General features: G+C 39.8%; 23 protein-coding genes. 8 read left to right on the forward strand and 15 right to left on the reverse strand.

The window, feature by feature from the left end; genetic code table 11:
• The first annotated feature begins 393 nt into the window (after positions 1-393).
• The 4 genes from recA to IA57_RS04810 all read left to right on the forward strand — a co-directional run bounded on the left by recA (position 394) and on the right by IA57_RS04810 (position 4,007).
• Entirely contained in the window at positions 394-1,401 is a 1,008-nt protein-coding gene (gene recA, locus IA57_RS04795) for a recombinase RecA (RefSeq protein ID WP_036120016.1), read from the forward strand.
• A 99-nt stretch (positions 1,402-1,500) separates the two neighbouring features.
• Positions 1,501-1,917, forward strand: a complete 417-nt coding sequence (locus tag IA57_RS04800; protein WP_036120019.1) for a hypothetical protein — start codon at positions 1,501-1,503, stop codon at positions 1,915-1,917.
• Positions 1,918-1,937: 20 nt separating this feature from the next.
• The gene (locus IA57_RS04805; RefSeq protein WP_036120022.1) at positions 1,938-2,483 is read left to right on the forward strand and encodes an RNA polymerase sigma factor; all 546 of its coding nucleotides are present in this window, start codon (positions 1,938-1,940) and stop codon (positions 2,481-2,483) included.
• 3 nt (positions 2,484-2,486) lie between these two features.
• Positions 2,487-4,007, forward strand: a complete 1,521-nt coding sequence (locus tag IA57_RS04810; RefSeq protein ID WP_036120024.1) for a hypothetical protein — start codon at positions 2,487-2,489, stop codon at positions 4,005-4,007.
• 80 nt (positions 4,008-4,087) lie between these two features.
• Here the strand turns inward: IA57_RS04810 and IA57_RS04815 are convergent, their stop codons facing one another.
• On the reverse strand, positions 4,088-4,822 hold the full coding sequence (locus IA57_RS04815; RefSeq protein ID WP_036120026.1) for a lysophospholipid acyltransferase family protein: 735 nt from the start codon (positions 4,820-4,822) through the stop codon (positions 4,088-4,090).
• 67 nt (positions 4,823-4,889) lie between these two features.
• Between IA57_RS04815 and IA57_RS04820 the strand changes: the two genes are divergently transcribed.
• On the forward strand, positions 4,890-5,132 hold the full coding sequence (locus tag IA57_RS04820) for a GlsB/YeaQ/YmgE family stress response membrane protein (RefSeq protein WP_036120028.1): 243 nt from the start codon (positions 4,890-4,892) through the stop codon (positions 5,130-5,132).
• A 125-nt stretch (positions 5,133-5,257) separates the two neighbouring features.
• The gene (trpS, locus tag IA57_RS04825) at positions 5,258-6,226 is read left to right on the forward strand and encodes a tryptophan--tRNA ligase (protein WP_036120030.1); all 969 of its coding nucleotides are present in this window, start codon (positions 5,258-5,260) and stop codon (positions 6,224-6,226) included.
• Here the strand turns inward: trpS and IA57_RS04830 are convergent.
• Positions 6,223-7,329: a DNA-processing protein DprA gene (locus tag IA57_RS04830; RefSeq protein WP_036120033.1), complete on the reverse strand. Its 1,107-nt coding sequence runs from the start codon at positions 7,327-7,329 to the stop codon at positions 6,223-6,225. The genes trpS and IA57_RS04830 overlap by 4 nt on opposite strands.
• A gap of 105 nt (positions 7,330-7,434) precedes the next feature.
• On the opposite strand from IA57_RS04830, the gene IA57_RS04835 reads away from it, so the two are divergent.
• Positions 7,435-8,376, forward strand: coding sequence for an HU domain-containing protein (locus tag IA57_RS04835; protein WP_036120036.1), 942 nt, complete (start codon positions 7,435-7,437; stop codon positions 8,374-8,376).
• Positions 8,377-8,457: 81 nt separating this feature from the next.
• Positions 8,458-8,967, forward strand: coding sequence for an acyl-CoA thioesterase (locus IA57_RS04840; RefSeq protein ID WP_036120039.1), 510 nt, complete (start codon positions 8,458-8,460; stop codon positions 8,965-8,967).
• Positions 8,968-9,167: 200 nt separating this feature from the next.
• On the opposite strand, the gene IA57_RS04845 is transcribed toward IA57_RS04840, so the two are convergent.
• From IA57_RS04845 to atpB, 13 genes are all read right to left on the reverse strand, one after another.
• On the reverse strand, positions 9,168-10,400 hold the full coding sequence (locus IA57_RS04845; RefSeq protein ID WP_036120044.1) for a murein hydrolase activator EnvC family protein: 1,233 nt from the start codon (positions 10,398-10,400) through the stop codon (positions 9,168-9,170).
• The gene (locus IA57_RS04850) at positions 10,401-11,180 is read right to left on the reverse strand and encodes a DUF4292 domain-containing protein (RefSeq protein ID WP_229730268.1); all 780 of its coding nucleotides are present in this window, start codon (positions 11,178-11,180) and stop codon (positions 10,401-10,403) included.
• Positions 11,180-12,538, reverse strand: coding sequence for a tetratricopeptide repeat protein (locus IA57_RS04855; protein ID WP_036120047.1), 1,359 nt, complete (start codon positions 12,536-12,538; stop codon positions 11,180-11,182). Before IA57_RS04855 ends, IA57_RS04850 begins: the two co-directional genes overlap by 1 nt.
• Before the next feature lie 89 nt (positions 12,539-12,627).
• Positions 12,628-13,644 carry a sugar phosphate nucleotidyltransferase gene (locus IA57_RS04860; protein ID WP_036120049.1) on the reverse strand — a complete coding sequence of 339 codons (1,017 nt, stop codon included), beginning with the start codon at positions 13,642-13,644 and terminating at the stop codon, positions 12,628-12,630.
• A gap of 114 nt (positions 13,645-13,758) precedes the next feature.
• Positions 13,759-14,193 (reverse strand): dUTP diphosphatase, encoded by a 435-nt coding sequence (gene dut / locus IA57_RS04865; protein WP_036120051.1) that lies wholly within the window; start codon positions 14,191-14,193, stop codon positions 13,759-13,761.
• The gene (locus IA57_RS04870; RefSeq protein WP_036120054.1) at positions 14,190-15,656 is read right to left on the reverse strand and encodes an oligosaccharide flippase family protein; all 1,467 of its coding nucleotides are present in this window, start codon (positions 15,654-15,656) and stop codon (positions 14,190-14,192) included. The genes dut and IA57_RS04870 overlap by 4 nt, the downstream gene beginning before the upstream one ends.
• Before the next feature lie 57 nt (positions 15,657-15,713).
• Positions 15,714-16,184 carry a hypothetical protein gene (locus tag IA57_RS04875; protein WP_131505674.1) on the reverse strand — a complete coding sequence of 157 codons (471 nt, stop codon included), beginning with the start codon at positions 16,182-16,184 and terminating at the stop codon, positions 15,714-15,716.
• Between the two features lie 158 nt (positions 16,185-16,342).
• Positions 16,343-17,203: an ATP synthase F1 subunit gamma gene (atpG, locus tag IA57_RS04880; RefSeq protein ID WP_036120064.1), complete on the reverse strand. Its 861-nt coding sequence runs from the start codon at positions 17,201-17,203 to the stop codon at positions 16,343-16,345.
• A 69-nt stretch (positions 17,204-17,272) separates the two neighbouring features.
• Positions 17,273-18,853, reverse strand: a complete 1,581-nt coding sequence (gene atpA / locus IA57_RS04885; RefSeq protein ID WP_036120066.1) for a F0F1 ATP synthase subunit alpha — start codon at positions 18,851-18,853, stop codon at positions 17,273-17,275.
• 52 nt (positions 18,854-18,905) lie between these two features.
• The gene (atpH, locus tag IA57_RS04890; protein WP_036120069.1) at positions 18,906-19,442 is read right to left on the reverse strand and encodes an ATP synthase F1 subunit delta; all 537 of its coding nucleotides are present in this window, start codon (positions 19,440-19,442) and stop codon (positions 18,906-18,908) included.
• A gap of 2 nt (positions 19,443-19,444) precedes the next feature.
• A complete protein-coding gene (locus IA57_RS04895; RefSeq protein WP_036120071.1) occupies positions 19,445-19,945 on the reverse strand; it encodes a F0F1 ATP synthase subunit B in 501 nt (166 codons plus the stop codon).
• Between the two features lie 82 nt (positions 19,946-20,027).
• A complete protein-coding gene (gene atpE / locus IA57_RS04900) occupies positions 20,028-20,219 on the reverse strand; it encodes an ATP synthase F0 subunit C (protein ID WP_036120074.1) in 192 nt (63 codons plus the stop codon).
• Positions 20,220-20,252: 33 nt separating this feature from the next.
• Positions 20,253-21,329, reverse strand: coding sequence for a F0F1 ATP synthase subunit A (atpB, locus tag IA57_RS04905; protein WP_036120077.1), 1,077 nt, complete (start codon positions 21,327-21,329; stop codon positions 20,253-20,255).
• Positions 21,330-21,389: the final 60 nt, after the last annotated feature.

Genomic DNA, 21,389 nt, shown 5'->3' on the forward strand with positions numbered 1-21,389 from the left:
TGTTGCAAACAAAAAGCACTTTGTACCTTATACAAAGTGCTTTAAGTAGACTAACTCGTTATTATTTTTAATTTCTAAATTCAAATCAAAACATCTAAACGAGTTAACCTCCATCGGCTTTACAGCTACTATTTATAAGTATAGTGGCCGAAACGCCTAATGCCGAATTTTTAATAATTTTTCTAAAAAACCGCATTTCATTTGTTGTTGTTAAACATGTAACTTGCGGGAAGTATGGCATGACCAAAAGCATCATGCCATACGTTTTCATAGCAAAACTTTCCCAATTTTAATATGTAGATGCACAAACCCCAAAAAGGTTGCGTGACAAGATTGAAAAAGATGAAAACTTATCGTATTTTAGCATGAATTTTTTAACGCAAAAGACGAGAAATGAGTAACGAGAAAGAAGCAAAACTAAAAGCCCTAAAGCTTACTTTAGATAAATTAGACAAAGCCTACGGAAAAGGCACCGTGATGAAAATGAGCGACCAAGCCATTGTAGATGTCGATGCTATTCCTACAGGTTCCTTAGGTTTAGATTTGGCCTTAGGTGTTGGCGGTTATCCTAGAGGCCGTGTTATAGAAATTTACGGCCCAGAATCCTCTGGTAAAACCACCTTAACCCTACACGCCATAGCCGAAGCCCAAAAAGCGGGCGGAATTGCTGCTTTTATTGATGCCGAACATGCTTTTGACCGATTTTATGCCGAAAAACTAGGTGTCGATTTAGACAACTTAATTATTTCGCAACCCGACCACGGAGAGCAAGCCCTAGAAATTGCAGACAACTTAGTACGCTCTGGAGCTATAGATATTGTTGTTATCGACTCGGTAGCGGCCTTAACGCCAAAAAGTGAAATTGAAGGCGAAATGGGCGACTCTAAAATGGGACTGCATGCCAGACTAATGTCGCAAGCCTTAAGAAAGCTTACCGCATCGATAAGCAAAACCAATTGCACCATGATTTTTATTAACCAATTACGTGAAAAAATTGGGGTTATGTTTGGCAATCCAGAAACAACAACCGGAGGTAACGCTCTAAAGTTTTACGCATCGGTACGACTAGACATAAGACGTTCAACACAAATAAAGGATAGCAATGGAGATGTTTCGGGTAACAAAACCAGAGTTAAGGTTGTAAAAAACAAAGTGGCTCCGCCATTTAAAACTGCCGAATTCGATATTATGTACGGCGAAGGGGTCTCTAAAGTTGGCGAGGTCTTGGATATTGCCGTAGATTACGACATTATTAAAAAGAGCGGCTCGTGGTTTAGCTATGGCGACACCAAATTAGGCCAAGGAAGAGATGCCGTTAAAGCCTTGATTAAAGACAATCCAGAACTTATGGACGAGCTGGAAGATAAAATTAAAGAAGAAATAAAAGCTTCGAAAGAATAGCCCTTAAAAATCCCATTTGTTTGGGATTTTTTTGTTTTACTACGCAACCTTTTTAGCAATCCCGCATCTACAAACCGAAGATTGTATTTATTTTTTATAATGAAGCGCCTTTTTGCCATAGTTTTTAGCGTATTGCTTTGGTCTTGTTCTATAGATGACGACCATGTTACCTATACTGGTTACCATGAAATTTTACCCATAGCATCTGTAACCATGCCCGAAGAATTTCAGCTTGGCCAGAGCCATGAAATCACATTAAATTATATTAATCCAACAACATGTCATGTTTTTAACGACATTTATTACGTAAAAAACGACTATGTAAGAACCGTAGCCATAATTGCGTTCGTGCACCAAGACAATGCCATAGCATGTACACCCCAAGAGGTTGAGAAAGACGTTACCTTTAACTTTAAACCAATTGCAAGCGGCTTGTACACTTTTAAATTTTGGCAGGGCGAAAACGACGCTGGCGAAGATGACTATTTAATTATAGAAGTACCTGTTATTGATTAAAAAAACTAATACAATTTCATTTGGGTTTAAAAAAACTCATACAAAAATGTAGTGAAAATGATACTAAAGCGCAGGGCGAACTATACCACCTCTATTCGAGAGTATTGTTTTCTGTTTCCTTAAAGTACTCTAGAAACTATGCCGAAGCAGAAGATAATCTGCAAGACGCTTTTGTGACCATTTTTAAAAAAATAGCGCAGTACCAAGCCAAAGGATCGTTTGAAGGTTGGTTAAAGCGCATTGTTATTAATACAGCCCTGCAACGTTATAGAAAACAGGACGTTTTTGAAATTATAGATGAAGAAAAAATAAAAAACCCAAGTGTAGAGGTGCAGGGCGATGAGGACATTCCGTTGGATTACCTCCTATCGTGCATTCAAAAACTGCCCGACAGATACAGACTGGTTTTTAACCTTTATGTTATGGATGGTTATTCCCATAAAGACATTGCAGAAATGCTCACCATCTCTACCGGGACATCAAAATCGAACTTGGCCAGGGCTAGGCTAATTTTAAAAGAAAATATTGAACAGTATTTAACCCAGTTAAATTCTCAATCTTTATAATAGATGAGTGATAAAAAACATATCGATAGAGTCTTTCAGGAGAAATTCAAGGACTTCGAAGTTCCTCCCAACGAACGGGTTTGGGAAAACATTAAAAAAGAACTAGACCAACCCAAACGCAACAAACCAAGGATTGTTCCGTTTTGGCTTAAACTTACTGGAGCGGCCGCCGTTTTGCTGCTGTTAGTAACTTTTAGCACGCGCGTATTAAATACAAACACCCCAAAAACAAACAACACCCCGGTTGTTAAAACAAATAGCAGCCCTGCCCTAAAAAAAGATTCGTTTTATACCAACACCCCTATAACCAACAAAACACCACAAGGCGCTAGCGCTCATGAAAGTGAAAACGACCTGCGTTTACAAAATACAACACCACAAAGTACCGCTGCTGCCCATAAAACCACTTTTGAGCACACAACAGATACCCAAAACCCCTCTAACGTTAAACAAAATAACAATACGGCAACCAACACATCTAACCAGTATAAACTAGCGACTTCAAATAAAAACACATTAAAAGAGACGCAGAAATCTCCAAAAAAAGCGCAGGTTAGCTCTTTCTCTAGCAACGATATCCTTTTAGCTGAAAAGGCCAACCCTACCCCTAAAACCCAGAAACAATCTACTGCTTTAAGCCAAAGCAGCTTCTTAAAAGCCTACAGCAATAGCATGGCCAAAATACTGCCTGTTATAGACACAGCAGCCATTGTTAAAACCCGCCTAAAAAGCACTTTATCTATAGAAGACGCCATAGCAATGGCTAAAGCAGCCAAACAAGGCCACGAAAAAGAAAAACCAACAGACAGGTGGCAGGTTAGCGCCAATATTGCCCCCGTTTATTACAACACTTTTGGCGATGGCTCTCACATTGATGATCAATTTGTTGGCAGCTCGAAAACCGGAGAAGTCAATACCAGTTACGGCGTTCATGTAAGCTACACCATAACCAAAAAACTTCAACTAAGAACCGGTGTTAGTAATGTAACCCTTAGTTACGACACCAACGATGTGGTTTTATACGAAAACGTCGCTTCCTTAGGCAACAACAACTCAACCACCTTAAAAAACATTACTCTTTCTAACGGCAACCAATCTTTAACCGCATTAAGCGCAAACCACCTAAGTGTGCAACAAATTGACAGCAACCTACTACCCAATGCCAATGCGGCCATTAGCCAAAGAATAAACTATTACGAAATTCCTATAGAGCTTGGCTACAAACTTCTTGACAGACGAACAGGCATCCAAATTATTGGTGGGTTTAGCTCATTTTTCTTAAACAATAACGATGTCTATTCTGAAATAGAAGACAACAAAACCTACATTGGCAAGGCCAATAACATTAACAACCTAAGCTTTAGTGGCAATCTGGGCATTGGTATTGACTATAAGTTTACTAAGGCCTTTAAATTTAATATAGAACCCTCTTTTAAATACCAGTTTAACGCCTATGAAAATACTTCGGGCACGTTTAACCCCTACATCATTGGTGTTTATACCGGGTTTAGTTATAATTTTTAGTTGTTTAGTTGATTTTTTTTGATCTCCTGCCATAGAGATCAACATGGAAAACCACTCATATCCGGGTGGTTTTTCCATTTTTAATGAAACGCCTTTAGCTGCGTTAAAATAACCTGTCTCGCCTTTTGGTTTAGGGCTTTGGTATCTTTAACCTCCAACCCCTTGGTTTGTAAAAACGCATGTACCTTTACACGCATTTTTCCTGGGCTTCCACTAAAAAACGTATAGGAAAATCGCCTTTTATTATCGGCAAAGGTTAATGGCACAATAGGAATTTGATGATTAATAGCCAACCTAAACGCCCCGTCCTTAAACGCATCTAGAACAACATGCTCTTCGGGTACGCCTCCCTCGGGGAAAATACAAATACTAAGTCCTTGCTTTAACCGCCTTTGCGCCCTTAAAAACACGGCTTTTCTGCTTTTTTCTGATGTTCTATCAACCAAAATACACGTCCGCTTGTAAAAAAAACCAAATAGGGGAATTTTAGCCAACTCTTTTTTTCCTACAAAAACAAAGGGGTTTTTAACAGAAACCAACATCAGCATAATATCGGTCATCGAGGTGTGGTTCGCTATAAACATATAGCTTTCTTTAGGCGCTGGCATTTGCTCGCGTGTTACCTTCCACCTAAACCCCATGCCCAACAAAATAATCTTTGCCCACAACCTAGCCAGTTTAAAGAAGAACGGGTACCAGGCCTCTTTTAAAATAGAAATCAACAAAACAGGAAACAGGACCAAGATAGGCAGGGCCACTAAAATGTAAAACCAAATGCGGTACAACAACCACAACGGGTATTTAAATACTTTCATCGTGAACAAAAATAGTATTTATAAATTGATTATATTTAAAACATACTAACATTAAAAAAACACAATTATGAGTTTACTTTATGCGTTGTTAATAGGAGCCATTGCTGGCTGGTTAGCCGGAAAACTAATGAAAGGCGGCGGTTTTGGCGCCTTAATAAATATTATTTTAGGTATTGTTGGTGGTATTGTTGGCAACTGGGCCTTTGGAGCCTTGGGCATTTCTGTTTCCGATGGTATTTTTGGCGACATTTTAACAGGAGCCATTGGCGCCATCATTATCCTGTTTGTTGCCGGGCTTTTTAAAAAATAAGCGGTTAACGCTACTTTAAATACAAAAAAGCGGTTCTAACGAACCGCTTTTTTTTATACATAACTATACCTACCTTTGCCCTTTATTTAACTTAAAAAGACCCTCCACTAGGTGGACTACGGATTATGGCACGAATACTTACAGGAATACAAAGTACGGGAATACCCCATTTAGGCAATATTTTAGGCGCTATTTTACCAGCCATAGAATTGGCCAATGACGAGGCCAACGAATCGTTTTTGTTTATTGCCAACATGCATACGCTTACCCAAATTAAAGATGCCGAGGCCTTAAAATTTAACACCTATGCCGTAGCAGCAACTTGGTTGGCTTTTGGGCTGGATATAGAAAAAACCGTTTTTTACAGACAAAGCGATATTCCTCAAGTTACCGAATTAACCTGGTACTTAAGCTGTTTTTTTCCGTACCAACGCTTAACTCTAGCCCACGGCTTTAAAGACAAAGCCGACAGGTTGGCCGATGTTAACACCGGGCTTTTTACTTATCCCATGCTTATGGCCGCCGATATCTTGGCTTACGACGCCGAGTTTGTGCCTGTTGGAAAAGACCAATTACAGCACCTGGAAATGACCCGCGATGTCGCGTCGCGTTTCCATACCAAAATGGGCGAAACCTTTGTTTTGCCTGAAGCTAAAATTAGAGAAAATACCAAATTGGTTCCCGGAACAGACGGCGAAAAAATGAGCAAAAGCCGCAATAATTTTATCAACATCTTTTTAGACAATAAAAAACTTCGCAAACAAATCATGTCTATCCAAACCGATAGTACGCCGCTTGAAGCCCCTAAAAATTGGGAGACCTGTAATTGCTTTGCCATATACAGCCTATTGGCTTCTGAAGCGCAAACCGCCGAAATGAAAGCCAATTACGAAAAAGGCGGTTACGGTTATGGCCATGCCAAGCAAGCTCTATTTGAATTGATTATAGAAAAATTTGCCGAACCCCGCGAGCGCTTTCATTATTACATGAATAACCTTGAGGAAATTGATAAAGCTCTGGCCATTGGTGCCCAAAAGGCCCAAGTAATTGCTAATAGTGTTATTGAAAGGGTTAGAAAAAAAGTAGGCTTTTAAATTAGCTCGAACTGCTTTCCGGGTAGTGGCCTTACCACGCCTTTTAATTCCATATTCAACAAAATGCTGGCTGTTTTGTAAGTAGGAATTTGGCATTCTAGAGCAATGGCATCCAAAAGTTGCTTGTTGTGTTGTTTTAAATAGTTAAACACCTTTTTTTCATCTTCATCTAACTCGACAAACAATTGTTTTTGTATGGGCGGGGGTACCGATTCTGTTTCTAATTTCCAATTCAGCATAATGGGAAGATCCAACGGATTGGACAACAGATGCGCCTTTTGAAACTTGATTAAATTGTTACAGCCTTCGCTCATTTTATCGGTTACCCGCCCGGGCACAGCAAACACATCGCGGTTGTAAGAGTTCGCAATATCGGCTGTTACCAAACTCCCGCCTTTTGCCGCCGACTCGATAACTACCGTGGCTTCGCTTAGTCCGGCAATAATACGATTACGTTTTAAAAAGTTGTTTCTGTCAAAAACATCGGTGCTCCAAAAATCTGTAAAAAACCCGCCGTGCTTTTCAACATCGGGCACATACTTTTCGTGGGGTTTGGGATAAACTTGATTAAGCCCGTGCGCCAAGCAACCAATGGTTTGCAAATTATACTTTAAGGCCGCTTTTTGCGCTGTAATATCGGTCCCGTAGGCAAAGCCCGAAACAATAATAGGGTTATAAACCGCTAGTTTTTCTATTAATTTTTCACAAAAAGCTATCCCGCTAACCGTAATTTTTCTTGCACCAACCACGCTTATCACAGGTTGGTTCTTTATGTTAATGCACCCTCTTTGAAACATTAAAATAGGTCCATCAATACAGTGTTTTAAACGCTCGGGGTAATTGGCATCCATAAAATAAAGCCATGCAATGTTATTGGCTTTTATATATTTCAACTCGGCCTCAGCAGCTTTTAGGTGGTGCGTACCAAACAAATCGCGAATGGTGCTGGTACCAATACCATCAATCTTTAGCAGGCGGTGCTTTTTTTCGGTTAAAACAGCTTGGGGCGATCCGCAATGGCCAATAAGCTTCTTAGCCGTAATATCGCCAATATTAGGAACGTGCTGTAATGCCAAGGTGTAAAGAAGTTCTTGCTCTGTCATAAAGTACCCTACTCATTTTCAACCTACAAGAAACTAAATTTTACGATGTTAATAAATAGTTAAGCCGTATTTTTATTCGAAAGCAAAAATTTATACATTTGTTTTATGCACATAGACTCTTACATAAGCGATTTATTATACCGTTACGATTGTGTGACCATTCCTGGGTTTGGAGCCTTTTTAACCACTCGTGTTTCTGCTAAGGTTCATGAGACCACCAACTCCTTTTACCCCCCAAAAAAAGTCTTGTCTTTTAACGAGCAAGTACACCACAACGATGGCTTGCTGTGCAGCTACATTGCCGACGTTGAAAAAATCCCTTACGAGTCTGCCGTAAAAAAGCTTAACAAACACGTTAAAGCCATTAAAGCCTATTTGGTAGAAGGCGAAACCATCACTTTTGAAAACATTGGCGATTTAACCCTAAATGAAGAAGGCAAAATGGTTTTTGATCCTTCGTATCATATTAACTATTTAACCGATGCGTTTGGGTTGGCCCAGTTTGTATCTCAAAACGTAACTCGCGAAGCTTACAAGCAAGAAGTTGAAGCTATTGAAGAAACGGTCCCTTTAACCATTACCCCAGAAAAGCGCCAAGCAAGACCATACTTAAAATATGCTGCTATTGCCCTTATAGCTTTAGGCTTGGGAGGTTATTTAGGAGCCGATTACTACGTTGGACAAATAGAGGCGCAAAACCAAGTGGCCCAAGAAACAGCCCACAAACAATTGGAGCACAAAATACAAGAAGCTACATTTGTTATAGACAACCCTTTGCCCGCTGTTACCCTAAACGCCGTAAAAAAGCAAACCGGCAAATACCATATTATTGCCGGAGCATTTCGAGTGGAAGAGAATAGCGATAAAAAGGTCTCAGAATTAAAGGCTCTAGGCTATCCTGCAAGAAAAATTGGGCAAAACCGCTACGGACTGCACGAAGTGGTTTATGCAAGTTACCAAGATCGACTGGAAGCTTTAAACGCCTTGCGCGAGGTAAAAAACAACCACAACACTGCTGCTTGGTTGTTGGTTAAAACCTTAGACTAACCCCTTTTTAATTTTAATTAAATTTTAATACGGTGTCTTTTTTATTCGCCTTACCTTTGCCTTCTCAATTTTTAACATGTTATGGCACCTAAAACACCGGAACAATCTAAAACAACAATGACCGACTTGGTTTTACCAAGTGAAACCAACCCGTTAAACAATTTATTTGGTGGTGAATTATTAGCGCGTATGGATCGTGCGGCTAGTATTGCTGCTAGACGTCATTCCAGACGTATTGTAGTCACCGCATCGGTAAACCATGTGGCGTTTAATCGTGCCGTGCCTTTAGGAAGCGTGGTTACTGTTGAGGCTAAAGTATCGCGTGCGTTTAAAACCTCGATGGAAGTGTTTTTAGATGTTTGGATTGAAGACCGCGAGTCTGGCGTGCGCACCAAAGCCAACGAAGCCATTTACACCTTTGTTGCCGTTGATGAAACAGGACGTCCTGTTGCCGTGCCAGAAGTTACCCCAGAAAGCGAACTGGAAATTTCCCGTTACGACGCAGCTTTACGCCGTAAGCAACTTAGCTTGGTGCTTGCTGGTAAAATGAAAGCCCACGATGCTACCGAGCTTAAAGCACTTTTTGAGTAGTCTTATTTTGATGGTTTAAAACCTGTTAACGCTATAAAGAACCCCAAGCAGTAAAATTTTACTGCTTGGGGTTTTCTATTTTAAACGCTGCTGCACAAATCCTCTCGTGTGGCCTCCTAGCTCTTTACAAGCAATTGCAAAACATAAAGAATTCTCCAACAAATTTTACTTTTATGCTTTTTTGTAAAAAAAGAAAACTATTACATTCTATAAATCCAATGGGCGGGGTCTTGGGTTGTGGTTTCCTTAAACACGCTAAACCTTAAAATACTTTCGCCATTGGCTGGGTTGGTAAACACCTCGCCAATAGGTTGCTTTGTGGTTACGTTATCGCCTGTTTTTACAAATACCTTAGAGAGGTTGGTGTACGAGGTAATGTAGTTACCATGCTGTACCATAACCGTTAAATTACCGTGTTTTATGGCTTGAACACGCATCACACGCCCCTTGTAAACGGCGCGTACTTTGGCGCTTTCCTCGGTGGCAATACGCACGCCATTGCTTTGTATCATAACGGTTGGCACTATAGGCGATGGCTGCCTACCATACCGCAATTTAACCACGCCTTTTTCTACTGGCCAGGGCAATTTGCCCTTGTTAGACACAAAACTATTTGCCAAAGCCCTATCTTCTGGAGTTAATGAGAAGGTGCTTGTGGCCTTTGTGGTTTTACCGGCTGCTTTATTCGACTTTGCAATCGCTTCGCGGATAATCTTTTCTATCTCACGATCTATGGCTCTTGCCTCTTGTTGTTTTTGTTTAATTTGGCGACTGTACTTGCTCAGGTTTTGATTAATAGAGGCCATTAGCACCCTGTGCTGCGACAGTTCCTTTTCCAGCTCGCGTTGCGCTACCCGGTTTTCTTCAATCAGTTTTTGTTTGTCCTTTTTTTGGCGCAGTAAATCCTGATTTATAGTCTGCAGCTCGGCGGTTTTGGTTTTTATGGCTTCGCCCTGCTCTCGCTGGTACTTGGCGTATTGGGCAAGATACTGAAGGCGCTTATAGGCTTGTTTAAAATTGCTTGACGACAGCAAAAACATAATCCTACTTTGCTCACTCTTGCTTTTGTAAGCATGCACAATCATTTTAGCGTAGTTCGCTTTTAGAGTTTCAAGCTCTTCGCGCAACTCGGTTATTTTTTTCTGATTGGCATTAATTTCCCGCGTTAATAAGTTTGCCTGCTGGTTGGTGATCTTAATTAGGTTTTTTTGAACACTAATCTTATAGTTTACGTCCTCAATTAAGGTAGTTTGCGATTTTTTCTTGCTCTTGTTTGTAAAAAGCAAATTGTTAATTTGTTGAATTTCTTTGCGTAGTTCTTGGCGGCGCGCCTCTAATTCCTGCTGTTTTTTACTTTGCGAATACGATAGCGTACTGCCTAACAGCAAGAAAAAAAGAAAAAAAACGTATGGGCTTTTATGGATATTTATCATTTATTCGAGCTCAATTTCATCATATCCTGACGGAATTTTAAACGGATATCTTAAATCTTGGTTCAAAGATACCGATTTGAATTCTAGTTCTATTAAAATTTCCTGGTCGCCTTCTAAAGAAATCACCTTTATGGCCTGTGGCAGCTGTTGGCGCTCTACAGTTTGGTATTCTAAATAATCTATTTGTAAAAAGCGCTGGGTGCTTATTTGGGCCAATTGCTGCGACTCCAGCTTTAGGGCCGTATTTATAATGTAAAAAAGCTCAAAAAAAGTTGATTGCTCGTTGGGCTGAATCAAATAGCTGTTTTCGTGCAGAGACATGGTGTAATTGGTTTTATCTACACCAAATAGTGGCTGCCCAAGCAATAGGTTTTGTACTTTTCCGAAATCGACCTCGGTGCCCAAAATATCACTAATATAATCAAACCCACCCTTAAAATAGGTGTTGTCTAGCTTGTTGTAAAACCCCACGCCCTCTGGAGTTATTTTAGCACGCACAATGTTTAAAGGGGCCGTTAGCCAAATAACCTCGTCTTTTAACATGCGTAGGGTTACGGTATGCGATTGCGCATTAGTTTCTTGGGTATAGGTAATGCGTACTTTGGCCTGTAGGGTTTTAAACTCGGGCTGCGTTTTGGAATTTGCCTTAATAACCTCTTTTATGGACAGGTTGGGGTTTACAGTTGCTGTGGTAACGCCCTGCTTGGTTTTACACCCAAAAAGCACTGCCGTAAAAACCACAGCCATCCAGACCTGTTTTTTATAAAATCTTGTTTTCATTAGTCTGTAGGTTGAAGTTTTTGGGCTTTATCGCGAAAACGTTTTCCTTTTTCTATGTGGTTTAACTGGGTATGGGCAATGCTAAGTTGCATGTAGAAATCCGATAGCATGTTATCATCTTCTACAATGTAGTCCACCCCCATATTTAAGACCTCTATGGCTTGCTGGTGCTGGTTTAGGTTGCTTAAAGCAACCCCGTTAATTAGGTAAATAACTGGCTGCGAGGGGTACATAACCAAAGCGTCGGTGCTTTGTTTGGCCACCTCGTCATAACGCTTTAAGTCTATTTTAAGCAACAGGATGTTCCGTAGCAGTCCAAAATTGTTTCCTTCTAGGCTTAAAGCCTTTTCAAAGTATGTTAGTGCTTTTTCCTTTTGACCTTTTAAAAGGAAATACTGCGCCACTTCTTCGTAGCTTTCTGGGCTGTTAGTGTTGGCTAGGGTTGTGGCTTCAACCAAATGGGACTCGTACTCGGGGTGAGCCTTTGCGAACTTAACAAAATCGGTTAGGACCATTGTTTTGGCCTGAGGCTTAATTTGCATGCTTTTTAACACCACCTGCATTGAGGCAATTGCTTTTTCGGCATCGCCATCTTCCAAATAAAATTTATACAAAGCCAAGTGCACCAATTCTGAATTCGGCTTGATTTCCAAAAGCTTTTTAGCGGTTTTAAAGGCTTCTTCCTTTTGGTTGTTTTCGCTATAACGGTAAATTAAGGCCAGGTAATTAGACTCCTCATCGGGATTGCCCTCGACACGTTCCTCTAAATTTTCAATTTGATCTTTTTTCTTTCCTGTGGCCTTATACACTTGGTTTCTTAAAATATCGCGACTTGTCGACACCCCATAAGCCGCATCCAGTTCGTCCAACAGCTTTAAGGCATCCTTATATTTTTCGGTTTTAACATATAGGGTTGCCAGATCTTCTTTGTAGTCGGGGTGATACTTAACCAATTGCTCAACGGTCTTTATGGCGTGTTTAAGATCGTTTTGCTGAATGTAAACATCGTAAAGCTCATCTAAGTACCATTCGTTGTCTTCGTCTATAGAAATAGCTTCTTTTAAAGCATTTTCCGCTTCGCCAAAGTTTTTAAGCTTGTTGTAGTTTTTGCCCAACTCGTAATAGACTACCGCAAGATCGCTTTTAATATTAAGGCATTTTTTTAGGGCCTCGATGGCGCGGTCGTAATTTTCTATGCCTTTTTGTTTTAAGGCTTCGAAAAAATGTTGCTGAAACTCGTCTTCAACATTACCAAGATCGTCGTCTGGAGTTTTGTTAAAATCGACTTGCGCCATAGTAAAACTTGGCACTAAAAACAGTACGATTAAGAGTTTTACTAGGTGTTGTTTTAGTTTCATATTAAATGCTTCGCTAACGCTCTGAATGGCTCATTGATTTCAAAAGTTGTTCCAAACTTATAAATAAGGTTCCTGCCTAAGCAGGAGTTTTATTCCAAAACAGAATAATCGCCAATGCTTATTGATGTAAACTCGCCATTGTAGATAACATGGTTCCCTATCATAGCGTTATCTAAATTAGCATTTTTAATACTAGTTTGGTTTTGAATTAAGCTATTTTTAACGGTTGAATTTTCTAGGGTTGTATTGTTTCCTATAGAAACGTTTGGTCCTACAGTTGTATTGTTCAGCACCACATTTTCGCCTATAAAACAAGGAGGAATGATTTTGGCGTTATTTAACGTCACCGAATCGCTCACCAGTTTTTCACCTTCCTGATCTAAAAAATGAAGCATTTTGGTGTTGGTTTCTATGGTTACGGTTTTGTTGCCACAGTCCATCCACTCATCGACCGTTCCTGTTTTAAACACCTTACCGTCTGCCATCATGCGTTTAATGCCATCGTTAATTTGGTATTCGCCACCGTGCATGATGTTTTCGTCTAGGATTTGTTGCAGTTTTTGTTTTAAAAGGCCTATATCCTTAAAATAGTAAATGCCTATCACGGCTTGGTCGCTTACAAACTGTTTTGGTTTTTCGACCAATTCGGTAATCTCGTTCTTGCTGTTTAAATTAACAACGCCATACGCTTCTGGGTTTTCTACTTGCTTGGTCCAAATTACGGCATCGGCTTGGGGGTCTAAATCGAAATCGGCACGAATTAGTGTATCGGCATAGGCCACAACAGCCGGACCTGACAACGATGCTTTGGCGCTCATAATCGCGTGTCCGGTTCCTAGGGGTTTATCTTGGCGGTAAATTGAGGTTTTTGCGCCTAAGCTTGCGCCTAATGCCTGAAGGCTTTCTACCACATCATCGCCAAAAAAAGCGGGATCGCCCAACACAAAGGCCACTTCTTCTATGGGTTGTTTTAATATTTTCGCAATATCCCTAACCAAACGATGCACAATAGGCATCCCGGCCACAGGAATTAATGGTTTGGGTACGGTTAGTGTATGTGGGCGCAGTCGAGAACCACGACCCGCCATAGGTACAATTATTTTCATGTTTTTTTAGATGTTAGACCGCTTCGCTACTAGATATTAGAAGTTAGACAGTTTTCTTTTCTTTAATATTTTTTAAAATCTTGATATCGTAAATCAAAAATCTTAACTCGTTAATCATTTTGTTCCTGTACTTCCAAAACCGCCTTCACCTCTATCGGTTTCGGTAAGTTCGGTTACTTGTTGCCATTCGGCGCGTTCGTGTTTGGCGATGACCATTTGAGCAATACGCTCGCCGTTGTTAATGGTAAATTCTTCGTTGGATAAATTCACTAAAATCACGCCTATTTCGCCACGATAATCGGCATCGATAGTTCCTGGGGCATTTAAAACGGTAATGCCCTTTTTTGCGGCCAAACCACTACGCGGACGCACTTGGGCTTCGTAACCTACGGGCAATTCTATAAACAAGCCTGTACCAACAATAGTACGCTCCAGAGGCTTTAATGTTCTAGGCTCTGAAAGGTTGGCACGCAAGTCCATACCTGCCGAGGCTAGGGTTTCGTAATGTGGTAAGTCGTGATTGGATTTATTGATGATTTTTATGGTCATTGTTTTCTGTTTAATAGTTGTTTAATGTCGTTTTTCTCTAATAGGAAAACGATACTCAAAAATACAATTAAGAGGGAAATACCAATAGCGTAATTGTATCTAAATTGATAAAAACTTATGAAGGAAAACCCTACGGAGAGCAATAAATACAGGCCTATTTTTTTTAGATTGTACGGTATTGGGTAATATTTCTTTCCAAAGTAATACGACAGCAGCATCATGGTTGCATAGGCTAACAATGTAGCCACAGCCGATGCTTTGTAGCCATAGGTTTTGATAAACAACAGGTTTATTAATAGGGTTATTATTGCCCCAACAACCGAAATGTATGCTCCAAATTTAGTGCGGTCGGTAATTTTATACCACACCGAAAGATTGTGATAAATGCCCAAGCAAAAATTGGCCAATAAAATAATGGGTACAATCCACATGGCCTCCCAATAGGCTTCACTTCTTACAATAATTGGTTTTAAAAAGTCTGCAAAAACAACTACAAAAAGCAAAATAACGGCTCCAAAAGCCACGAAAAATTCTAAAATCCGCGCATAATTTTTTTGCGGATTGGCACTTTTGGCATGGCTAAAAAAGAAGGGCTCGATCCCCAACCTGTAAGCTGTTGCAAACAACGTCATGAATACGGCTATTTTATAACAGGCAGAATACATGCCTATTTCGGTTTCGGCAATGCTTTCTGGCAGTAGCTTATCTAACAAAATACGGTCGAAGGTTTCATTTACCGAAAAGGCTATACCAGCGATTAATACCGGCATTCCGTATTGCATCATTTTTTTCCAAAGCACCTTATCAAACTTAAACGTTATCTTGGTGTAAAATGAAAGCATAAACAGTAAGGTAACGGCACTTGCTACTAGGTTTGCAATAAAGATGTAGTTTATTTCAAAATTTGGTGTGTATATGCTATTAAAAAGCGCATTTTGAGCTGCCAGCTTTTTTAACGCTATTAAAAAGAAAAGGTTTAAGCCTAGGCTTATGGCCACATTAAGTATTTTTATTACGGCGTAGCGCATGGGTTGTTGTGTCGCTCGTAGCCAAGCAAAAGGAATAATAACCAAGGCATCGAGGAGTAAAATCCAAATAACGAGTTTAATGTAAGCAACATCTATATCTATAAATGTTGCGATTTGCGTATTAAGTAATAATGCTAAAATAAAAAAGCCTAAGGAAGACACCATTAATGAAATGGCCGAAGTGTTAATTACGTTCTGTTTGTCTTTTTCCTTATTGAAAAACCTGAAAAAAGCAGTTTCCATACCATAGGCCAAAACCACGTTAAACAAAACAAAATAGGAAAAAATAACCGATACTTTCCCATACTCTGCTACCGATGACAAAACGCCTTCTGTTGTATATAGCGGGACAAGTAAAAAACTTAACATGCGTGGTAAAACCGTGGCTAAACCATAAATGAATGTTTGTTTAAAAAGTTTTTGAAAGGCGCTCAAACGTTTATTTTTAACTCTGCTAAATATAGGGTTTTAATCAAGGAAATGCAATGCGAATTACGGTTGCTTTGGAGGCGCCGAAGGATATTGAAATGGCTGCTTTTCTACCAGCTCATCTGCTTTATAATAGCGGCGTTTGTTATCCTGCAGGTAGCTTATTAGAATTTCGCCTTCCAAAATAGGAAAGGGAGGCACAACTTTAACGGCTACGGTATTGCCATACTCACTTTTAGGGTCGCTACTAATAACCAAATCGTTTTGGTTGTCTGGCATAGAAAACCTAGCAATATACATTGCCGGCTGCTCTGGCTTGGTTTCTAGTTTTGCAACTTGGTCTTTATAATAAACACTATCCAATACCACATTGGCAGGTTTGTTTGTCACTGGAATAAATATATTTATCCCAGATCCACCGCCTTGAATTCCGGCTACCCACTTTTGGTAAGACACTTCGCCCAAGGTAAAAGGCGCTGTGTCTTGAAGTGTTTTAGTGCTTGAACATTGCGAAAATCCGGTTAAAAATATCATTGTTGTTATTGCAAGAAGCAGCTTTTTAAACATGGCTACAAGGGTTTCTGTTTTTATAAAGGTACAACTTCAAACATAATGCCATAAAAAAACCTCACCAAATTGGTGAGGTTTCTTTTGTATTATGAGATGCTGAAGTTAAGTTCAGCATGACACTTTTAGTTATTTAAAGCTTCTGCACCACCAACAATTTCAAGGATTTCGTTGGTAATAGCAGCCTGACGTGCTTTGTTATACGTCAGTTTTAACTGATCTCTTAATTCTGTTGCATTATCGGTTGCTTTGTGCATGGCCGTCATACGGGCACCGTGCTCAGAAGCAAACGAGTCTCTAATAGCTTTGTACAACTGTGTTTTTAACGACTTAGGGATAAGTGTTTCTACGATTTCCAGCTTCGAAGGCTCAAAAATGTAATCTAAATTTACATTTTTATCGTTCGCTACAGGGACAATTGGTAAAAACTGCTCTGTCATTACAATTTGCGTGGCGGCATTTTTAAAACGGTTGTAAACAACTTCTACTTTATCAAATTCGCCAGCAATAAATTTATCCATAATTGTTTGGGCTATTTCTGCAACATTATCGAATGTTAAGTCATCAAAAACGCTACTGTTATTTGCAATAACTTGTTGCTTTTTTGCTAAGGCATCGTTTGCCTTTTTACCTATAACAACAAACGAAACGTCCTTACCAGAATAGGTTTCATTAGTTAAACGATTAACCTCTTTAATGATGTTTGAGTTGAATGCCCCACACAGTCCTCTATTAGAGGTAATGGCAACAATAAGAACCTTCTTTACCTCACGTTGTGCCGCAAAAGCACTTCCAGAGTCACCTTCTAACGTGGCGCTTAAACTTTGTAAAAGCTCGGTTAATTTGTCTGCATATGGACGCATGGCAGTAATAGCATCTTGGGCTTTTTTCAACTTAGCAGCCGATACCATTTTCATGGCACTGGTAATCTGCATGGTTGAAGACACCGATGATATTCTGTTACGTATTTCTTTTAAGTTAGCCATATTTCAGTAATTAGTATTGAGTATTCAGTAGTGAGCAAAAACACTCACTACTCAATACTAAAATCTTTGTTATGCTTTATATTTAGCCGATAAGTCTTTTGCTACAGAAGCTAGAGTATCTGTAACCTCGTCGGTTAATTTTCCTGCTTTAAGCGTATCTAAAATACCTCTGTGCTTTGCATTTAGGAATTCTAGGAAGTCTCTTTCAAATTCTTTTACTTTCTCTACAGGAACATCTCTTAATAGGTTTTTAGAACCTGCATAGATAATGGCTACCTGATCTTCTACTGTAAACGGATCGTTTTGCGCTTGCTTTAAGATCTCTACGTTACGCTTCCCTTTTTCAATTACGTTAAGTGTTGCAGCATCTAGGTCTGAACCAAACTTAGCAAACGCTTCTAATTCGCGGAACTGTGCTTGGTCTAATTTTAAGGTACCTGCTACTTTTTTCATGGATTTAATCTGAGCCGAACCACCTACACGAGATACCGAAATACCTACGTTAATCGCTGGTCGCACACCAGAGTTAAATAAATCTGATTCTAAGAAGATCTGACCATCGGTAATCGAAATTACGTTGGTTGGGATATATGCCGATACGTCTCCTGCTTGTGTTTCGATAATTGGAAGTGCCGTTAACGACCCGCCTCCTTTTACGATTGGCTTTAACGAATCTGGTAAATCGTTCATGTTCTTAGCAATCTCATCATCGGCAATTACTTTAGCCGAACGCTCTAATAAACGCGAGTGTAAGTAGAAAACGTCTCCAGGATACGCCTCACGTCCTGGTGGACGACGTAATAATAACGATACCTCACGATACGCAACCGCTTGTTTAGATAAATCATCGTAAATAATTAATGCTGGACGACCAGTATCTCTAAAATACTCACCAATTGCAGCACCTGCGAAAGGGGCATATACCTGCATAGGTGCAGGGTCTGATGCGTTTGCAGCAACTATAGTGGTATACGCTAAAGCACCTTTGTCTTCTAAGGTTTTAGCAATGTTTGCTACGGTAGAAGCCTTTTGGCCTACAGCAACATATATACAGTATACAGGCTCGCCTGCATCGTAAAATTCTTTTTGGTTTAAGATGGTATCGATACACACCGTAGTTTTACCAGTTTGACGGTCACCAATTACCAACTCACGTTGTCCACGACCTACAGGAATCATCGCATCGATAGATTTAATACCTGTTTGTAGTGGTTCGTTTACTGGCTGACGGTAAATTACACCAGGTGCTTTACGCTCTAATGGCATTTCGTAAGTTTTCCCTTCAATAGGACCTTTTCCGTCTATTGGGTTCCCTAATGTATCAACAACACGTCCAACAATACCTTCACCTACATTAATAGAGGCAATACGCGTGGTACGTTTTACTGTAGCGCCTTCTTTAATTTCTTTTGAAGGCCCTAACAATACAACCCCTACGTTATCTTCTTCTAAGTTTAAAACGATTCCTTCAAGACCATTTTCAAACTCTACCAACTCGCCGTATTGTGCGTTTGATAAGCCGTAAACACGTGCAATACCATCACCTACGGTTAGTACTGTTCCTACTTCGTCTAATGAAGCACCTGCTTCAAAACCTGATAGTTGTTGTTTTAAGATTGCTGATATTTCAGCTGGTTTAACTTCTGCCATCTTATTTAGATATTAGATGTTAGATATTAGATGTAAACTAATCCTAACGTTTTTAATTTAATGTAAATTCTCTTTTTAATCTGTTTAATTTGTTGGCGATACTTGCATTGTACTGAATGTCGCCTACACGTAAAATGAAACCTCCTAAAATGCTTTCATCTACAATGTTTTCTATGTTTACAGCTTTTCCTGTAAGCTCGGTTACCTTAGCCAATACTTTTTGCTCTAGCTCACCGCTTAAAGGCACTGCTGTAGTTACTTTAGCTGTTTGGGTACCTTGTAACTGGGCAAAAAGTTGTGTGTAGCTTTTGGCTACAGCGCCCAACAGGGCAATACGCTTATTGTCCATTAAAAGCGCTACCAATTTCCCGGTAATGTCGTGCGTCCCTTTAAACACTTCTGTCAAGGCTGCTTGTTTAACAGATGATCGTACGACTGGGTTTTGAAGAAAATCGTTTAACTCCTGACTTTCTGCTATGGTTTGCGATATGGTTAGCATATCGTTATTGATAGCCTCTGCAGCGTTTTGGCTTTGGGCCAAATCCAATACTGCTTTTGCGTAACGTACTGCTGCTCTTGCTCCTGCCATAATTAGTTTAATTTAGCGTCAACCAACATCGACTCTACCAACTCCATTTGCTTGTCTTTGCTCGACAACTCGTCGCGAACCACTTTTTCGGCAATCTCTAAAGATAAGGTTGCCACGTGGTTTTTAAGTTCTGCCATGGCAGCTTTTTTCTCTCCCTCGATAGCCGCTTGAGCTTGCTCGATCATTTTGTTTGCTTTTGCTTGAGCATCTTCTTCTGCATCGGCAATCATTTTAGCCTTAAGCTCTCTGGCATCTTTAAGCATGGCCTCGCGCTCGGCACGGGCTTCTTGCAATAAACGCTCGTTGTCTGCTTGCAGGTTTTGCATTTCCAACTTAGCATTCTCTGCTGCTTTCAATGCATTTTCAATACCGCTCTCTCTGGTTTCTACAGCGTCGAGTATCGGTTTCCAGGCAAATTTTCTTAACAAGAATACCAATGCTACAAAAAGCACTAACATCCAGAAGAACAAGCCAATCGAAAATTCGTTAATTAATTTTTCCATTTATATTATTGTTGTAATACCCTTAATTTTTCTTTTTAAAAACAACAGTTATAACCAACCGTTATAACTGTTGTTTGTGTTTTTAAGCTGCGAATAAAGCAGCAAATCCAATACCTTCAATAAGTGCAGCTGCAATAAGCATAGCTGTTTGGATTTTTCCAGAAGCTTCTGGTTGGCGAGCAATAGCGTCCATTGCTTGACCACCGATTCTACCGATACCTAAAGCAGCACCGATAACGATTAATCCAGCTCCAATGAAATTTAAACCTGTCATAATATATATATTAAAAAATTAAACATTCAACTTTTAGTGGTCGTCGTGCTCTTCTACCGCTTGACCAAAATACAGGGCCGATAGCATGGTGAAGATGTAAGCTTGTAAAGCCGCAACCAACAACTCTAACAACGATAGGGCAAACGCTAATCCGAAAGACAACGAGCTTCCTATCCAGTTTTTAAAGATAAACATCATACCTATAATACTCATTAGTACAATATGGCCCGCTGTAATGTTTGCATACAAACGGATTAATAATGAGAACGGCTTAATGAATATCCCCAACAATTCGATTGGTGCTAACACAATACGCATTAGTTTTGGCACACCTGGCATCCAGAAAATGTGTCCCCAATAGCTTTTGTTGGCTGTAAAATTTGTAATTAAAAACGTTAATAAGGCCAAGGCCAATGTAACAGCTATGTTGTTTGTTACATTTACTCCAAGTGGTGTTAATCCTAACAGGTTAACAATCCAGATAAAGAAGAAAATGGTTAACAAGAAGCTCATATAACGCTTGTAGTGTTTTTTACCAATATTTGGAATGGCAATATCGTCGCGAATATAAAGTACGATAGGCTCTAAAAAGCGCCCCATACCTTTTGGCAAGGCACCGTTTTTGTAAGATTTTGCCATAGAACCGAACATCAAGAACATAAGCAACCCTACTATTAATATGGTAAATACGTTTTTGGTGATTGAAAAATCCAACGGCTTTACATTGGTTGGGTGATGGGCCTCGTCGTAAGTAATTGTCCCTTCGGCATCGGTCTTGTAAATCTTACCGTGGTACGACTTGTAGTAATTACCACCTACCTCAGCAACGGTTTCACCATGCTTTAATTTTGAAGACGAGAATACCTTTAAGCCATCATCCCACAAAATTACAGGTAACGGAAACCCCACGTACACGTGCTCTCCGTTATCTTTGGTGTAAGAAAATAAACTGAAATCGTATGAGTCTAACAAGTGGTGATCAATATATTCTTTGATCTCTGTTTTAATGTCGTTTTCCCCTGCTTCTGCCTTGGTCTCTTTCGCAAACGAAAAAGTCGTTACAAAAACGAACAGTAAGCAAATGGTCTTTAACGAAAATATGTTTTGCATATCACTTAAATAATAGTGGCCTAAAAATCGGTGCAAAGGTATGCTTTTCTATCAAAATCA

Origin of the sequence: Mangrovimonas yunxiaonensis, from assembly GCF_000733475.1 — a bacterium.
In the GTDB taxonomy this organism is placed as follows: domain Bacteria; phylum Bacteroidota; class Bacteroidia; order Flavobacteriales; family Flavobacteriaceae; genus Mangrovimonas; species Mangrovimonas yunxiaonensis.

Coding starts and splice junctions, on each gene's coding strand:
- recA (WP_036120016.1), top strand. CDS start 394: ATGAGTAACGAGAAAGAAGCAAAACTAAAAGCCCTAAAGCTTACTTTA.
- IA57_RS04800 (WP_036120019.1), top strand. CDS start 1,501: ATGAAGCGCCTTTTTGCCATAGTTTTTAGCGTATTGCTTTGGTCTTGT.
- IA57_RS04810 (WP_036120024.1), top strand. CDS start 2,487: ATGAGTGATAAAAAACATATCGATAGAGTCTTTCAGGAGAAATTCAAG.
- IA57_RS04815 (WP_036120026.1), bottom strand. CDS start 4,822: ATGAAAGTATTTAAATACCCGTTGTGGTTGTTGTACCGCATTTGGTTT.
- IA57_RS04820 (WP_036120028.1), top strand. CDS start 4,890: ATGAGTTTACTTTATGCGTTGTTAATAGGAGCCATTGCTGGCTGGTTA.
- trpS (WP_036120030.1), top strand. CDS start 5,258: ATGGCACGAATACTTACAGGAATACAAAGTACGGGAATACCCCATTTA.
- IA57_RS04830 (WP_036120033.1), bottom strand. CDS start 7,329: ATGACAGAGCAAGAACTTCTTTACACCTTGGCATTACAGCACGTTCCT.
- IA57_RS04835 (WP_036120036.1), top strand. CDS start 7,435: ATGCACATAGACTCTTACATAAGCGATTTATTATACCGTTACGATTGT.
- IA57_RS04840 (WP_036120039.1), top strand. CDS start 8,458: ATGGCACCTAAAACACCGGAACAATCTAAAACAACAATGACCGACTTG.
- IA57_RS04845 (WP_036120044.1), bottom strand. CDS start 10,400: ATGATAAATATCCATAAAAGCCCATACGTTTTTTTTCTTTTTTTCTTG.
- IA57_RS04850 (WP_229730268.1), bottom strand. CDS start 11,180: ATGAAAACAAGATTTTATAAAAAACAGGTCTGGATGGCTGTGGTTTTT.
- IA57_RS04855 (WP_036120047.1), bottom strand. CDS start 12,538: ATGAAACTAAAACAACACCTAGTAAAACTCTTAATCGTACTGTTTTTA.
- IA57_RS04860 (WP_036120049.1), bottom strand. CDS start 13,644: ATGAAAATAATTGTACCTATGGCGGGTCGTGGTTCTCGACTGCGCCCA.
- dut (WP_036120051.1), bottom strand. CDS start 14,193: ATGACCATAAAAATCATCAATAAATCCAATCACGACTTACCACATTAC.
- IA57_RS04875 (WP_131505674.1), bottom strand. CDS start 16,184: ATGATATTTTTAACCGGATTTTCGCAATGTTCAAGCACTAAAACACTT.
- atpG (WP_036120064.1), bottom strand. CDS start 17,203: ATGGCTAACTTAAAAGAAATACGTAACAGAATATCATCGGTGTCTTCA.
- atpA (WP_036120066.1), bottom strand. CDS start 18,853: ATGGCAGAAGTTAAACCAGCTGAAATATCAGCAATCTTAAAACAACAA.
- atpH (WP_036120069.1), bottom strand. CDS start 19,442: ATGGCAGGAGCAAGAGCAGCAGTACGTTACGCAAAAGCAGTATTGGAT.
- IA57_RS04895 (WP_036120071.1), bottom strand. CDS start 19,945: ATGGAAAAATTAATTAACGAATTTTCGATTGGCTTGTTCTTCTGGATG.
- atpE (WP_036120074.1), bottom strand. CDS start 20,219: ATGACAGGTTTAAATTTCATTGGAGCTGGATTAATCGTTATCGGTGCT.
- atpB (WP_036120077.1), bottom strand. CDS start 21,329: ATGCAAAACATATTTTCGTTAAAGACCATTTGCTTACTGTTCGTTTTT.